9 protein-coding genes and 3 pseudogenes are annotated in these 14787 nt (G+C 67.5%); 4 read left to right on the forward strand and 8 right to left on the reverse strand.

Going from position 1 to position 14787, the window contains the following annotated elements:
• Positions 1–47: 47 nt before the first annotated feature.
• Complete coding sequence (locus U5771_RS15910; RefSeq protein WP_322024857.1) at positions 48–1373, reverse strand: MFS transporter; 1326 nt, start codon at positions 1371–1373, stop codon at positions 48–50.
• A 226-nt stretch (positions 1374–1599) separates the two neighbouring features.
• Here U5771_RS15910 and U5771_RS15915 point away from each other — a divergent pair, with 226 nt between their 5' ends.
• Together U5771_RS15915 and U5771_RS15920 are read left to right on the forward strand one after the other, a co-directional pair.
• Positions 1600–2763: an iron-containing alcohol dehydrogenase gene (locus U5771_RS15915; RefSeq protein WP_322024858.1), complete on the forward strand. Its 1164-nt coding sequence runs from the start codon at positions 1600–1602 to the stop codon at positions 2761–2763.
• A gap of 56 nt (positions 2764–2819) precedes the next feature.
• A complete protein-coding gene (locus U5771_RS15920) occupies positions 2820–3134 on the forward strand; it encodes an NIPSNAP family protein (protein WP_322024859.1) in 315 nt (104 codons plus the stop codon).
• On the opposite strand, the gene U5771_RS15925 is transcribed toward U5771_RS15920, so the two are convergent.
• Positions 3127–4068, reverse strand: coding sequence for a LysR family transcriptional regulator (locus U5771_RS15925; protein ID WP_322024860.1), 942 nt, complete (start codon positions 4066–4068; stop codon positions 3127–3129). The genes U5771_RS15920 and U5771_RS15925 overlap by 8 nt on opposite strands.
• 174 nt (positions 4069–4242) lie before the next feature.
• Between U5771_RS15925 and U5771_RS15930 the strand changes: the two are divergent.
• Positions 4243–4377, forward strand: a pseudogene (locus U5771_RS15930) (LysR family transcriptional regulator); the annotation flags it as partial.
• Positions 4378–4528: 151 nt separating this feature from the next.
• Here U5771_RS15930 and shc read toward each other — a convergent pair.
• Positions 4529–6589 (reverse strand): squalene--hopene cyclase, encoded by a 2061-nt coding sequence (gene shc / locus U5771_RS15935; RefSeq protein ID WP_322024861.1) that lies wholly within the window; start codon positions 6587–6589, stop codon positions 4529–4531.
• A 52-nt stretch (positions 6590–6641) separates the two neighbouring features.
• On the opposite strand from shc, the gene U5771_RS15940 reads away from it, so the two are divergent.
• Complete coding sequence (locus tag U5771_RS15940) at positions 6642–7400, forward strand: TetR/AcrR family transcriptional regulator (protein WP_322024862.1); 759 nt, start codon at positions 6642–6644, stop codon at positions 7398–7400.
• A gap of 185 nt (positions 7401–7585) precedes the next feature.
• Here U5771_RS15940 and U5771_RS15945 read toward each other — a convergent pair.
• The 5 genes and pseudogenes from U5771_RS15945 to U5771_RS15965 form a co-directional block, all read right to left on the reverse strand.
• A pseudogene (locus U5771_RS15945) lies at positions 7586–8972 on the reverse strand (amino acid permease).
• Positions 8973–9254: 282 nt separating this feature from the next.
• Positions 9255–9717, reverse strand: a pseudogene (locus U5771_RS15950) (arginine deiminase-related protein); the annotation flags it as partial.
• Between the two features lie 120 nt (positions 9718–9837).
• Positions 9838–10794 carry a D-2-hydroxyacid dehydrogenase gene (locus tag U5771_RS15955; protein ID WP_322024863.1) on the reverse strand — a complete coding sequence of 319 codons (957 nt, stop codon included), beginning with the start codon at positions 10792–10794 and terminating at the stop codon, positions 9838–9840.
• A gap of 41 nt (positions 10795–10835) precedes the next feature.
• Positions 10836–12824, reverse strand: coding sequence for a transketolase (gene tkt / locus U5771_RS15960; RefSeq protein ID WP_322024864.1), 1989 nt, complete (start codon positions 12822–12824; stop codon positions 10836–10838).
• 102 nt (positions 12825–12926) lie between these two features.
• The gene (locus U5771_RS15965) at positions 12927–14786 is read right to left on the reverse strand and encodes a TRAP transporter large permease subunit (RefSeq protein WP_322024879.1); all 1860 of its coding nucleotides are present in this window, start codon (positions 14784–14786) and stop codon (positions 12927–12929) included.
• Position 14787: the final 1 nt, after the last annotated feature.

The raw sequence follows: 14787 nt of genomic DNA on the forward strand, positions 1-14787 counted from the left end.
GGGCATCGTCGTGACGGCGCAGAGCGGCGCGCCGTTCGGGCGAGCCCTTAGCCGTGCGCGCGCGGCCGGTAGTCGATCAGGCTGGAGAACACCGCGATCAGCACGGCCATCACGACGAAGAACAGCAGCGCGAGGAAGTACGAGCCCGACCACTGGACGATCAGGCCGATCAGGATCGGCACCACCACGCCGACCATGCTGCCGCAGAAGTTCATCGTGCCGCCGAGCACGCCCGCGCGCTCGGGGCCGCCGACGATCGCCGGCAGGCTCCAGTACATCCCGCAGAAGCGGATGAAGAACATCGCGATGCTGAGCAGCAGCACGACCGCGTTCGCGTTCGCGATATAGGCGGCGGCCAGGATACAGGCGGCCGCGATCAGCGACGAGCCGCTGAACATCGTGCGCATCACGAGGTTCGGCGAGGCGCCCGACGCCTTCCAGCGATCGCCGATGGTGCCGCCGATCAGTTCGCCGACGAAGCCCGACATGAAGATGACGAAGGTCGCACCGCCCGTCGTCGCGATGTTGAAGCCGTAGGTCTTGTGCAGGTAGCTCGGCATCCACGTGAGCAGCCCGTAGAACACCGCAAGGATGCAGCTGTAGCCGGCGAACATCGCGAGCACCGAACGGTCCTTCACGAGTTCGCGCAGCGGCACGCGTTCGGCCGCGGCCTTCGCCGGCGGGTTCGCGCGCGTGATGTGCTCGAGTTCGGCCGCGTTGACGCCCGGATGCTCGGACGGATGGTTTCGGATATAGCGCCACACGAGCACGCCCACCAGCATCGTGCCGATACCGGCGATCACGAACGCGATGCGCCACGATCCGAACCACGCGATCAGCCCGGAGATCAGGATCGCGCCGAGCGCGCTGCCGAGCGGGGCACCGCCGTCGACCAGCACGGCGCCGCGGCCGCGCTCGTGCGGCGTGAGCCACGAGCCGATCAGCTTCGCGCCGGCGGGAAACACCGGCGATTCGGAGAAGCCGAGGCCCATGCGCGTGAGCATCAGCAGCAGCCAGTTGTGCGAGGCCGCGCCGAGCGCCTGGAACGCGCCCCACGCGAGCGTCGCGGTCGCGATGATGCCGCGCGTGTGATAGCGGTCGAGCATCACGCCGACCGGGATCTGCATCAGCGCGTACGACCAGAAGAACGCGCTCAGCATCAGCCCTTCGAGCGCGGGCGACAGGTTGAATTCCGGCGCGATCAGCGGCATCGCGACCGACAGCGACGCGCGGTCGATGTAGTTGATCGCGACCAGCAGCAGCATGAGCAGGAAGATGCGCCAGCGGACGCTGGTCGGCCGGGCCGCCGCGTCGAGCGACGCGGATGCGGTCGAAGCGACCGGTGATGCGGCAGGGGAATTCGAGGGGGGCATGGTTGTCTCCGTCGTTATGGTTGCGGCGCGATGACGCGTTCCGTGCAGCGACTGTAGGGCGGCGGCCGCGTCTTGCCTAATGACGCTTCGTGATCGCGTGATAACCAAACGGAACGGCATGCGGGGGGAATAAGCGGCCGTTATCGGGCGATCCGGTTTTTTCATTACCGGCGGCGACCGGCCGCTTGTAGTGTTGGGTGCGGAGACTTCACACGGAGAAAGCACCATGAACCCATTCCAATACTTCTTTCCCACCACGCTGAAATTCGGCAACGGCCTCGCGCGCCAGGCCGGCGAACTGTTGAAGCCGCTGTTCAGCGGCAAGCTGCTGGTCGTGACCGACGAAGGCCTGATCGAGAGCGGCGTGCTCGAGGGGTTCTTCGCGTCGCTGCGCGAAGCAGAGGTTGCGTACGCAATCTTCTCGGGCGTCGAGGCGAACCCGAGCACCGCCGTGCTCGACGACGCGCTGATGTTCCTCAAGGAGCATCGCTGCACGGCGGTGATCGGCGTCGGCGGCGGCAGCAGCATCGACACCGCGAAGGGCGTGGCCGCGATGGCGACCAACGGCGGCACGATCCTCGACTACGAGGGCTACAACAAGATCCCCGACGAACCGCTGCCGATCTTCGCGATCCCGACCACGTCGGGCACCGGCAGCGAATGCACGGCATCGACGGTGTTCACGAACCGGGAAACGCTGTTCAAGACCGTGATCGTCAGCCACAAGATTTTCCCGAAGCTCGCGATCCTCGATGCGGAACTCACGCTGAAGCTGCCCGCGCCGATTACGGCGGCCACCGGCATGGACGCACTGACCCATGCGATCGAATCGTACGTGTCGAAGCAGGCGAACCCGGTGAGCCAGTCGCTCGCGCTCGGCGCGATCCGCCTGATCGGGCGCAGCCTGCGCAGCGCGTTCTACGTCGGCTCCGATCTGGCCGCGCGTGAAGACATGCTGCTCGGCTCGTTCCTCGCCGGCGTCGCGTTCTCGCAGTCGAAGCTCGGCAACGTGCATGCGATCTCGCACACGATGGGCGGCGTGTTCAACATCGCGCACGGCATCGCGAACGCGGCGCTGCTGCCGTACGTGATCGACTTCAACCGTGCGGCGTGCCCGGCGCTGTTCCGCGACATCGCGGAGGCGCTCGGCGGCGACGTGACCGGTCTCGACGCGGAAACGGCCGCGCGCGCGCTGGTCGAGCAGATCGTCGAACTCAATCGCGCGCTCGCGATTCCGTCGAACATCCGCGAGCTGGGTGTCGATCTCGCGCACCTGCCGCAGATGGTCGCCGACTCGATGCGCAGCGGCAACGTGCTCGTCAATCCGCGCCTGACCACCGCGCGCGACGTGGAAGCGATCATCCGCGCCGCCTACGCGGGCGAGATCTGAGCGCGCGGCATCCCCCGTTTCCCCGTTACCCCGATTCGATTCAACCAGGAGCAGTCATGTATTACGAAATGCGGACCTACACGGTCCAGATCGGCAAGATGAACGAATACCTGCGGCACTTCGAGCAGGAAGGCCTGCCGGTGATCTCCCGCTATGCGACGCTGGTCGGCTGGTGGTACACGGAAATCGGCGAGCTGAACCAGGTCGTTCACATCTGGGCGTACGAAAGCCTCGACGACCGCATCAAGCGCCGCACCGCGCTGTACGAGGATCCGGACTGGCTCGAGAAGTTCGTGCCGAAGGCGTTCCCGATGCTGGAAAAGATGGAGTCGAAGCTGCTGCGTCCGGCCGCGTTTTCGCCGATCAAGTAGGCAGGTGACTCTGCAGCGTCTCGACGAGCATGCGCGCGCCTGGCGTCAGGTGCGCGAAGGTGCGGGCCACCACGCCGAACGGCTCGTCGAGCGCGGGGATCGCGACCGGCAGGCACGCGACGAGGCCGAAGCGTTCGCCGAACTCGGCGACTTCGCGCGGAATCACCGCGACGAGTTCCGGGTTCGCCTGCAGCAGCGTCAACGTCGCGAACGTCGATGCCGTTTCGATCGGATAGCGCGGCACCTCGATGCCGGCATCCGCGAGCGCGCGTTCGAGCGCGAGCCGCATCGGCGTGTTGACCGGATACGCGACCCATTCCGCGTCGGCGAGATCGCTCAGTGTGAGCGCATCGCGTTCGGCCAGCGCATGCGTGCGCGCGGTCACGACCGCGAGCGGTTCGGATTTCAGCGGGATGGTGTCGTATGCTTCCGGGCGGCGGCTGTTGCCGTTGCGGCAGATCGCGAGATCGATGCGGCCGTCGTCGATCAGCGCGAGCAGGCTCGCGCTGGTGCCTTCGACGATCTCGACCGACAGGTGCGGCTGGCGGCGGCGCAGGTCGGTCAGCGCGCGCGTCAGCAGGGGCACCGCGCCCATGATCACGCCGACGGCCAGATGGCCGCCATGCCCCTGCGTGATCGCGAGCACTTCGGTATGCAGGTGTTCGAGGTCGCTGTGGATGAGCCGCGCATAGCGCGTGACGCAGCGGCCGAGGTCGTTCGCGACGAGCCCTTTCGGTTGCCGCTCGAACAGCGGCATGCCGAGGATGTCCTCGATCTCGCGCAGCACCTTGGTCGCACCGGGTTGCGAGATCGCGATCTCTTCGGCGGCCTTGTGCAGCGAGCCATGGTTTTCGAGCGCGATCAGCAGCTTGAGCTGCTTGAGGCGAAGGCGCGACGCGATGTTCGCGAGAGAGGGAACGGCCAGCGGCTTCATGGCGACGACCAAACCGAAAGCCGCGATTATAGCCCTTGCGAGCTGAAAACGATCTTGAGGATCGCTCATGCAGAACCGGTTCGCGCGCGTGCGGCGAACCAGTTCCGCACGTGTCGCGACGCGTGATGTCCGTCGTCAATTCCCGTATAGGTCGAAGTCGAAATACTTCGACGGATGACCGATCCGGTGACGGCCGCGCAGGCGGGCCATCGCGTGGTCGTCAAGCCGTTCGAGCCGGCCGTGCCCGATCATTTCTATCGGGTGATGTCCGCGTCGCAGCCGCTGTCGATGATCGGCGACGCGTTCTGATCGGATTTGCGGGAGGCGTTCGCGCGCATGCGGGATCGGCGCGACGCATGAACAGGGAGGGGGAGGATCGCGATCGCGCCGGACGCCGTGAGGCGTGCCGGCGCGTTGCCGCTCGAGCCCGGGATCGGACTCGTCGGGCTTGCGCTCGCACTCAGGCGAGCGCGGTGTCCGTGGTGTGCGAGGTCGACACGCCAGACCCGCTGGACGCAGCCGCACCCGCCTTCGCGGCAACAGCCAGACGCCGATAGCGCGCGAGCGCCCACAGCGGGAAGTACGCGGTATAGCCGTGATACTTCAGGTAGAAGATGCGCGGAAAGCCCGGCGCATTGTGCGACCGGTGCCACCAGAAGCCGTCGTCCTGCTGCACCGATTGCAGATACGCGATGCCGCGTTTCACCGAGTCGGATTCGCAGTCGCCGAACGCCATCTGCGCGAGCAGTGCCCACGCGGTGAAGTTCGACGTGCTTTCGCCCGCATTGGTGCCGGCGAGCGCCGGGTCGATGTAGCTGTCGTTCGTCTCGCCCCAGCCGCCGTCCGCGTGCTGATGCGCGCGCAGCCAGGCGAGCGCGTGCGCGATGTACGGTTGCGACGGGTCTTCGCCCGCGAGCGCGAGCCCGGCCAGCACGCTCCACGTGCCGTAGATGTAGTTCGTGCCCCAGCGGCCCCACCAGCTGCCGTCGGGCTGCTGCGTGCGCTTCACGTAGTCGATCGCGCGCGCGAGCGACGCGCGCTCGTCCACGCGCTTCGTGACGCCGAAGCACAGCAGCACGCGGCCCGACACGTCCTCGGTCGGCGGATCGAGCAGCGCGCCGTGATCCGCGAACGGGATCGCGTTCAGGTACAGGCGGTCGCAGTCGGCATCGAAGGCCGCGAAGCCGCCGTTGCGCGATTGCAGCCCGCGCATCCAGTCGAGCGCGCGGGCGACGCGCGCCGCATACGGATGCGAGCCGTCCGCGTTGCGATGCGTGCGGCCGCGACGGTCGAGCATCGCGGTGACGACCGCCGTGTCGTCGATGTCGGGGTAGTACGGGTTCGCGTACTGGAATGCCCAGCCGCCCGGTTGCGTGTCGGCGGGCGCGTTCTCGATCCAGTCGCCGCGCAGGTCGTTCACCTGGCGCTCGGCGAGCCAGTCGTATGCGCGCGTGATGCGGGCGTCGAGTTCATTCAGTGCGCTCACGGGCGCACCGGCTTCCGGCGCGGCCACGCTGCGCGCCTGTTCGAGCGCCATCGTGCTCCACGCGGTGTCCCATACCGGCGACAGGCACGGCTGGCAGTACACGCTGCCGTCGGGCCGCGTGACCAGCAGCTTCTCCAGCGCGTTCTCGCAGTCGCGGCGCAGCGGATGATCGTTCGGGTAGCCGAGCACGTCCATCATCTGATAGCTGTACACGATCGGCGGAAAGATCCCGCCGAGGCCGTCCTCGCCGTTCATGCGCTCCGCGCACCACGCTTCCGCATGCCGGATCGCACGCTGGCGCAGGCGTGTCGGCAGCAGCGGCTCGACATGGCGCACCACGCGGTCGAGCGCGAGGAACGCGCGACGCATCCCGCGCGCGGGCGGGAAGTAGTGGCGTTCCTGGTCGGGCGGGGTGACGAACAGCTCGGGGATCGCGATGTTGCGCGGATTGCGCGCCCGCGCCTTCAGCGAGCACAGCACGAGCAGCGGCACCATCGTCGTGCGCGCCCAGTACGCGACCTTGTACATCGAGATCGGCACCCACTTCGGGAACAGCACGAATTCGATCGGCATGAACGGTGCCGCGCGCCACGGCACCTGGCCGAACGTCGCGAGCAGGATGCGCGTGAACACGTTCGCGCGCGCCGCGCCGCCAAGCTTCAGGATCGTGTCGCGCGCGCGGACCATGTGCGGTGCCTGCTCGCTGTCGCCGGCGGCCTTCAGCGCGAAGTACGCCTTCACGCTGCACGACACGTCCGGATCGCCGTCGACGTAGAGGTCCCACCCGCCGTGCGTGTCGAGCCGCTGGATCGCGCGCAGGTAACGCGCCATCTTCTCCTGGCGCGCGTCGTCGATCTTGTCCATGAAATGCATCATCAGGATGTATTCCGCGGTGATCGTCGCGTCGGATTCGAGTTCGAAACACCAGCTGCCGTCAGGCTGCTGAAGACGCATCAGCGCGTCGCGTCCACGGGCGATCGCGGTGTCGAGCGCGGACCAGGAGGAGGGGGCGGGTTTGTTCATGCGGCGGATCATACCATCCAGCCGGAATGTTTATCGGGAGGCCGCGGGTGCTACCATCGGCCCCATGAAAAAACGCCTCGAACCCGCTCCGCGTGACCGCGCCGCACCCGTCGATCTGGCCGAACCGGCCGACCCGGCCGACGCGCAGGGTGCCGACGCATTGGACGCACCCGGTACCGCGCCGGCGTCCGCACCCGCCGCCGGCGTGCGGCGGAAAAAGGCGCCGGAACAGGTGCGCGCGCAGCTGCTGGAAGCGGCATCGGAAATCGCGACGCATCACGGCGTGGCCGCGTTGACGCTCGACGCGGTCGCCGAACGAGCGGGCGTGACGAAAGGCGCGCTGCAGTATCACTTCGCGAACAAGCAGGGCTTGCTCGATGCGCTGTTCGGGCAGGCGACCGAGCGCTTCGCGGCGCAGATGGCTGCGCGCCGGGCGGCCGATTCGCACGGCGACGGCGCGGCGGCGCGCGCGTATCTGCATGCGGTGCTTGACACCGCGCAGCCGGTCGCGAGCACCGACGTGCTGCGCGTGCTGGTCGCGTCGATGATCACCGAGCAGGAGACGCGCGCGCGCTGGTCGGTGCCGATGCGCGAGTGGACGCGGCCGGACCCGGTGCCGCTTGAGCAGGCTGCGACGCTGATGATCTGCCGGCTCGCGGCCGACGGGCTGTGGATCTCGGAGCTGCTCGACAGCGTGGAGATTTCGGCCGAGCTGCGCGCGGAGATCGTCCGGCAGCTGGACCGGATGAGCGCGGGCGAGCCGGCGGCGGGCAAGGGCAAGGGCGCGGGCGCTGGCAAGGGCGCGCGCGGCCGGCGCGGCTGAAGGCGGTTTCAGCCGCCGGACACGGCCGTATCCGCGCACGCTTGCGGGTGGCGATGACGTTGAAGCAGCGCGAGGATCGGCGCTCGCGTGCAGCGCGTGTCGGACGATCCGCGTCACCATGCGGCTGACGAGGTGTCCGGATTGCCGGCGCGTGCCGCTCGACGGCGGCACCGCGTTCGCGACATTCAGTCGAGCGACGATGCACCCAATCGCGTCGGCATGCGCGGCGCCTTCGTCGCGAAGAAAATGCACGTGACGATCGCGATCCAGAGCGGGCCGACGATCACCGCGATGCGCGTCGCGGGAAACGCTGCCATCAGCGCAACGACCACCAGCAGGAACACGAGTGCGGCGACGTTGGTCGACGGGAAGAACGGCACCCGGCAAGGCAGCTTCGTGATGTCGGTCGCGCGCAGCGTCTTGCGGAAGCGGTAGTGGGAAACGAGGATGACACCCCACGTCCACAATGCGCCGAACGTCGAAACCGCCGTCAGCCAGACGAACACATGCTTCGGGCTCACGTAGTTGAGCAACACGCCGAGCAGCGAGCAGGCGCACGAGAAGGTCAGGGCGATCGCCGGAATGCCGTTGCCCGAGATGCGGGCGAACAGCGCCGGCGCCTGCTTCTGAAGCGCGAGGTTGTAGAGGAGCCGGGAGGTGCCGTACAGGTTGCTGTTGCACGACGACAGCGCCGCGGTCAACACGACGAAGTTGATGATGCCCGCGGCCGCATGAATGCCGAGGCGATCGAAAGTCAGGACGAACGGGCTGCCCTCGGTGCCGATCCGGTCCCACGGATAGATCGACATGATCACGAACAGCGCGCCGACATAGAAGATCAGCACGCGCCAGAACACCGAGTTCACCGCGCGCGCGAGCGTCTTCTCGGGATTGCGGGCTTCACCGGCGGTGATGCCGAGCATCTCGATGCCCTGGTACGCACATGACCATCGGCAACGCCTTCAGGACGCCCGCGATACCGTTCGGCATGAAGCCGCCGTGCGACCACAGGTTCGAGATGCCGGTGGCGATGCCGCCATTGCCGATGCCGAACACGATCATGCCTGCGCCGACGACGATCATCAGCACGATCGTCACGACCTTGATCAGCGCGAACCAGAACTCGAACTCGCCGTACGCGCGTACCGCGACGAAGTTGACCGCGGTGACCGACGCGAGTGCCGCGAGCGTCCAGATCCAGGTCGGGACGTGCGGAAACCAGATGTTCATGTAGACCCCGGCCGCGGTGATCTCGCACATGCTGCCGACGAGCGCGGTGAGCCAGTAGGTCCAGCCGGTCAGATAGCCGGTCAGCGGGCCGAGATAGTCCTGCGCGTAGCGGCTGAACGATCCCGCGACCGGGTTCGTGATCGCCATTTCGCCGAGCGCGCGCATGATGACGAAGATCGCGACGCCGGCGATCGCGTAGCTGAGCAGGATCGCCGGACCGGCCGTGGTGATGGCGCTGGCCGAGCCGAGAAACAGCCCTACGCCGATGGCGGTGCCGAGCGCCATCAGGCTGACGTGGCGCTCCTCGAGTCCTCGGTGCAGCGATGCTTGTCGTTGCGACATGTCGTCTCCGTTCGTTGCCGCGGTACCGGCGACGCGCGCGTGCCGGATGCAGCTGTTGTTTGTTGGGGAAGGGGGGGCGACTCGCGGCGGATGTGACGGGTCACGTCCGTCACGTGCCGTGCCGTGCAGCGATTATTTCGAAGCGCTGCGCCAATGGACAGTGAGCAAACCTGCCGGATCGAGATCGCCCGTGCGCAATCTGCCGAGGCTGACCGGCGCTTTGTGCAATGGCGCCGATGTATCGATGGTTACGACAGGCGTGGGCGAGGTCACTCGACCGCGCCGTCGCGCGAGATGAATGCCCGCGAGCATGCAGCGCACCGAAGCGCACCGAGCCGCCGACCAGTTCGATCGTCGGCGCGTCGAGCGGCAGCCGCCGCGCGGAGCGCTCGATCGTCGCGCGCGGGTCGCCGGTGAGGCCGTCGAACGCGCGCCGCGACAGCGCGCGCACGCGCCCGTCCTGGCCCGACAATTCCAGTGTATTGCCCGCGAAATTCGCGATCTGCGCGTGATCGAGCGCGATCACCGTGCGCCCCGTTTCGGTCACGCGTTGCGCGATTCCGTTACCGCGTCGGCGGTCGGCGATCAGGTCGAGGCCGACCATCGCGAACGCGGTGGCGATGCTCATCATCACGTTCGTGTGATGGATCGGGTTTCCGTTCGCGTCGGCCGTGTCGAAGCAGATCGGCTCGAAGTTGAAGTTTGTACAGAAGCGTTCGAGCGCGACCGGGTCGGCACACCGCGCCGCTCGATGGAGACATTATTGCCATTCCCGCCGCCAACCAACAGAAGGCAAACGTGACGGATTTTTCCCCGGTACGCGCAACGCGCCAGGGAAAACCGTGCAATGTGCGCGAATCGCGCGTTACACCACGACATTCACCGGCGTGCCGTTCACGAAGTGCGCGATGTTGCGCATCAACTGATCGGCAAGCGACTGTTGCGCCTCGTCCGACGCCCACGCGACGTGCGGCGTCACGATCACGTTCGGCCGTTGCGCGATCCGCATGAGCGGATTGTCGTCGCCGGGCGGCTCGGTCGCCAGCACGTCGAAGCCGATGCCGCCGATCAGCCCTTCATCGAGTGCGTTCACGAGCGCCGTTTCATCGACCAGGCCGCCTCGCGCCGTATTGATGATGAGCGGCTTGCGCTTCATCTTGCGAAACTCGGGCATCGCGAGCATGCCGCGCGTGTGCGGCGTGAGCGGACTGTGGATCGTGATGACATCGCTGGTTTCGAGGATCTCGTCCCACGGCGTGTAGAGCGGGCCGAGCCCTTCTCGTCCCTTGTGCGCGGCGAACAGCGCGCGCATGCCGAACGCCTTCGCGATGTCCGCCACACGCTGACCGAGCACACCTTCGCCGATGATGCCGAGCGTCATGCCGCCGAGGTCGTGGATCGCGTGATTGAAAAAGCAGAACTGGCCGGACTTCTGCCATTCGCCGTTCAATACGTCGTTGCGATAGGCGATCAGGTTGCGCCGCAACGCGAGCATCAGCGCGAACGTATGCTCGGGCACGGTGTTGACCGCGTAGCCGCGAATATTGGAGACGCGGATGCCGTGCCGTTCGCACGCAGCCTTGTCGACGCAGTCGGTGCCGGTCGCGGCGACGGCAACGAGCTTGAGCGTCGGCAATTGCGCGATCACGTCGGCCGTCAACGGCACCTTGTTGGTGATGGCGATGGTCGCGCCGTCCAGGCGCGCCGCGACCTGATCGGCGCGCGTATGGTCGTACTCGACGAGCGCGTGTTCGAAAGCCGGCCGCGCGAGCCTGATTTGCGGCGCAAGCGTCGCCCGGTCGAGAAAGACGATCTTCTGCATGTTCGGTCCTGTAGAGCGGAGAGGAAAGAGGGCGGGGTGGTTCAGAGACGGCGTTTCACTTCGGCAACGATGTGGGCGGGCGTGATGCCGAAGTGTTCGTACAGCGCGTCGGCGGGACCCGATGCGCCGAACCCGGTCATGCCGACGAACCCGCCGCGATCGCCGAGGTAGCGGTCCCAGCCGAATCGCACGGCGGCTTCGACACCGACGCGCACCGTGTCCGCGCCGAGCACGGACTGACGATAGGCGAGGTCCTGTTCGTCGAACAGTTCCCAGCACGGCAGCGAAACGACGGCGGTCGGAATGCCGTCCTGTTGCAGGCGCGCGCGTGCCGCGACGGCCAGCGCCACTTCCGAGCCGGTCGCCAGCAACGTGACGGCACGCTTTCCGCCTTCGGCTTCGGCGAGCACATAGCCGCCGCGCGCGCACGGGTGGTCGGAGACGTGACGCGTGCGCACGAGCGGCAGCGTCTGCCGCGCGAACACCATCGTGCTGGGCCCGCTGCGATGTTCGTAGGCGAGCGCCCAGCATTCGGCTGCCTCGACGGCGTCGGCGGGACGAAACACCCGCATGTTCGGCATCGCGCGCAGCGACGCCAGGATCTCCACCGGCTGGTGCGTCGGGCCGTTCTTGCCGACGCCGATCGAATCGTGGCTGAACACGAACTTCACGGGGAGCCCCATCAGCGCGGCCATGCGCATCGCGGGCCGCTCGTAGTCGGCGAACGCGAGGTAGGTGACGGCCAGCGGTATCACGCCGCCGTGCGCGGCCATGCCGTTCGCCATCGCACCCATCACGTGCTCGCGCACGCCGCAATGCACGTAGGCGCCGCCGCGATCCTCGGCAGTGAACGCGTGCAGGCTGCGCTTGTGGCTCGTCGGCGCCTCGAGGTCCGCGCAGCCGACCATGCGCTCCGGCAACTGCGCGAGCAGGTCGTTGATCTCGGCGGAAATCATGATGCCGGCCTGGCCCTCGCCGCGCTCGACCGCGCGTTTGCGATAGTCGTCGAGCACGCGTTGCCAGCCGTCGGGCAAGCGGCCGGCCTGAATGCGCTCGAATTCGGCGCGGGCATCGGCGGGCAAGGCGGCGAGCCGTTCGTGCCAGGCACGATGGTCGTCCCGGCTGCGCTGACCGGCGGCGCGCCAGGCGTCGAGCACGTCGTGCGGAATCTCGAACGGCGCATGCGGCCAGCCGAGTTCGTCGCGCGCGGCATCGGCGTCGGCCTCGAACAGCTTGCCGCTGTGGCCGCCGCGTTGTCCCTGCAGGCGCGCGATGCCGCGCGCAATGACGGTGCGGCACGCAAGCAGCGACGGGCGCGGATCGTGCCTGGCTTCGGCGAGCGCGGTGGAGACGGCCTCGATGTCGTGCCCGTCGACTTCGATCACGTGCCAGCCCGCGACCCGAAACCGCTCGCTCACGTCCTCGCTGATCGACAGCGACGTGCTGCCGTCATCGGTGATGCGGTTGTCGTCCCAGCAGAGAATCAGCTTGCCGAGCTTCAGGTGTCCGGCAAGCGAGATCATTTCCTGGCCGACACCTTCCTGCAGGCACCCGTCGCCGACGAACGCATACGTATGGTGATTCACGAGGCCGTCGCCGAATTTCGCATTCAGGTAAGCCTCGGCGACGGCCATGCCGAATGCGTTCGCGATGCCCTGTCCGAGCGGGCCCGTCGTGACCTCGATACCCGCGGCCGTATCGAACTCGGGATGCCCCTCGCACTGCGAGCCCATTTCGCGAAAGGTCTTGATCTGGTCGATGCCGAACCGCGCGTAACCCGTCAGATGCAGCAGCGCGTAGAGGAGCATCGAGCCGTGCCCGTTTGACAGCACGAAGCGGTCGCGGTCGGGCCACTGCGGATCGGCGGGATTGAATTTCAGATGCCGCGTGAACAGCGCCGTCGCGATGTCGGCCATGCCGAGCGGCACGCCCTGATGGCCTTCGCCGGCGCGCACGATCGCGTCGATGGCAAGAAACCGGATGGCGTTGGCGAGCGGTCGCGTGTCGCGCGACGGCATGAGTGTGGACATGACTTCTCCTTGCCGCGTCGCCCGTCAGGCGGCGGCTGTCAGATGATCAGCGGGGAAACAGGGAAGGGCGCCGCGCCGGTTGTCCCGGCGCGGCGCAAGGCGTCAGTGCAGGAACCCGATCGAGATCCACGGCACGGCGGCCACGACGATCAGCCCGATCACGAGCGCCGCGATATAGCCGACGATCGGCTTCATGCCTTCGTCCGGATGGATGCGGCTCACCGCGCAGGCCGAGTAGTAGCCGACGCCGAACGGCGGCGCGAAGAGGCCCACGCCCATCGACAGGATCACGACCATCGCATAGTGCACGTCGTGAATGCCCATCTGCCGCGCGATCGGGAACATCAGCGGGCCGAACAGCACGATCGCGGGGATGCCCTCGAGCACGCTGCCGAGCACGATGAACACCAGCACCGACGCCGCCATGAACATCGCCGCGCCGCCGGGCAGGGCCGCCATCGACTGCGCGAGCTGCCCGGAGAAGCCGGATTGCGTGAGCGCCCACGCCATGCTCGTGGCCGCGCCGATGATCAGCAGGATCGCGCCGGACAACGCGGCGGTGTCGATCAGCATCGGCTTCAGGCGCGCCCACTCGAAACGCCGGTAGATCAGCAGGCCCGCGAGCACGGCATAGGCGATACCGATCGTCGACACTTCGGTCGCCGTCGCGACACCTTCGACGACGGCGAGGCGAATCACGAACGGCAACGCGAGTGCGGGGATCGCGATGGCGAACTTGCGCGCGATTTCACCGCGGGTCGCGCGACGCACGCCCGACAGGTCGTCGCCGCGATAGCGCCACCAGACGACGGCGCACAGCGTGATCCCGAGCACGACGCCCGGCAGCATGCCGCCCGTGAAGAGCGCGGAGATCGACACGCCCGTCACCGAGCCGAGCGTGATCAACACGAGACTGGGTGGAATGGTCTCTGTCTGTGCGCCCGTCGCCGCCAGCAACGCGACGAGGTCGCCGGACTTCGCGCCGCGCGCCTTCATCTCGGGGAACAGCACGGGCGCGACCGCCGCCATGTCGGCGGCTTTCGAGCCGGAGATGCCCGACACCAGGTACATCGCGCCGACCAGCACGTACGACAGGCCGCCGCGCACGTGGCCGAGCAGGCTCGCGAGGAAGGCGATCATGGCGTTGGCCATGCCGGTCATCTCGATCAGCTGCCCGAGAAACACGAAGAGCGGCACCGACAGCAGGATCAGGTGCGACATGCCTTCGTCCATTCGCCCGACCACCACGCTGAGCGGCGTGCTCGTCGTGAGCGCCAGGTAGCCGAAGGTCGCGAGCCCGAATGAGAACGCGATCGGCACGCCGGACAGCACGCACAGGGCGACGAGCCCGACGAAGAAGATCAGCAGGTTCAGGTTGCCGAGGTCCTGCAGCAACGGACTCAAGGCCACGAAGCCGCCGCCGATCGCCGCCACCAGCGCAAGCGCCGCGAGCGTCATCTGCCAGTTGGCCGTGCGCATCAGGCGCAGGCACGCGACGACCAGCATCAGCACCGAACCGGTGGGCAGCGCCGCGGCGCGCCACGTATTCGAGATCTCGAGCGCCGGCGTCGTGATGATGCCTTCGTCCTGCGCGAACTCGATGGCGGGCCCGATCACCAGCACGAGGAATGCGACCGGCGCGGCGATGGCGACCACGTCGAGAAACGCGCGGACGGCGGGCGAGGCCTTGCCGACCAGCGCCGTCATGCGCATGTGTTCGCCGCGGCGCAGTGCGACCACCGCACCGAGCATCGCGAGCCAGAGGAACAGCATCGACGCGAGCTCGTCGGACCAGACGAGGGGCGTATGCAGCAGATAGCGGCTCGTGACGCCCGCCAGCAACACGCAGATTTCCGCGACCACCAGCAGCGCGGCCGGAATCTCGACGAGGTGCCCGAGCACGGCGTCGATCGCGTCGACGATGCGGCGCGGCGACGGATGAGGGAAAGTGACCGTGTGCATG

The organism is Burkholderia sp. BCC1977 (genome assembly GCF_905339595.1).
In the GTDB taxonomy this organism is placed as follows: Bacteria; Pseudomonadota; Gammaproteobacteria; order Burkholderiales; family Burkholderiaceae; genus Burkholderia.

Excerpts from the sequence above, each read along its gene's own strand:
- U5771_RS15955 (WP_322024863.1), bottom strand. The coding sequence starts at position 10,794 with ATGCAGAAGATCGTCTTTCTCGACCGGGCGACGCTTGCGCCGCAAATC.
- U5771_RS15915 (WP_322024858.1), top strand. The coding sequence starts at position 1,600 with ATGAACCCATTCCAATACTTCTTTCCCACCACGCTGAAATTCGGCAAC.
- U5771_RS15920 (WP_322024859.1), top strand. The coding sequence starts at position 2,820 with ATGTATTACGAAATGCGGACCTACACGGTCCAGATCGGCAAGATGAAC.
- U5771_RS15940 (WP_322024862.1), top strand. The coding sequence starts at position 6,642 with ATGAAAAAACGCCTCGAACCCGCTCCGCGTGACCGCGCCGCACCCGTC.
- shc (WP_322024861.1), bottom strand. The coding sequence starts at position 6,589 with ATGATCCGCCGCATGAACAAACCCGCCCCCTCCTCCTGGTCCGCGCTC.
- tkt (WP_322024864.1), bottom strand. The coding sequence starts at position 12,824 with ATGTCCACACTCATGCCGTCGCGCGACACGCGACCGCTCGCCAACGCC.
- U5771_RS15965 (WP_322024879.1), bottom strand. The coding sequence starts at position 14,786 with ATGCACACGGTCACTTTCCCTCATCCGTCGCCGCGCCGCATCGTCGAC.
- U5771_RS15910 (WP_322024857.1), bottom strand. The coding sequence starts at position 1,373 with ATGCCCCCCTCGAATTCCCCTGCCGCATCACCGGTCGCTTCGACCGCA.
- U5771_RS15925 (WP_322024860.1), bottom strand. The coding sequence starts at position 4,068 with ATGAAGCCGCTGGCCGTTCCCTCTCTCGCGAACATCGCGTCGCGCCTT.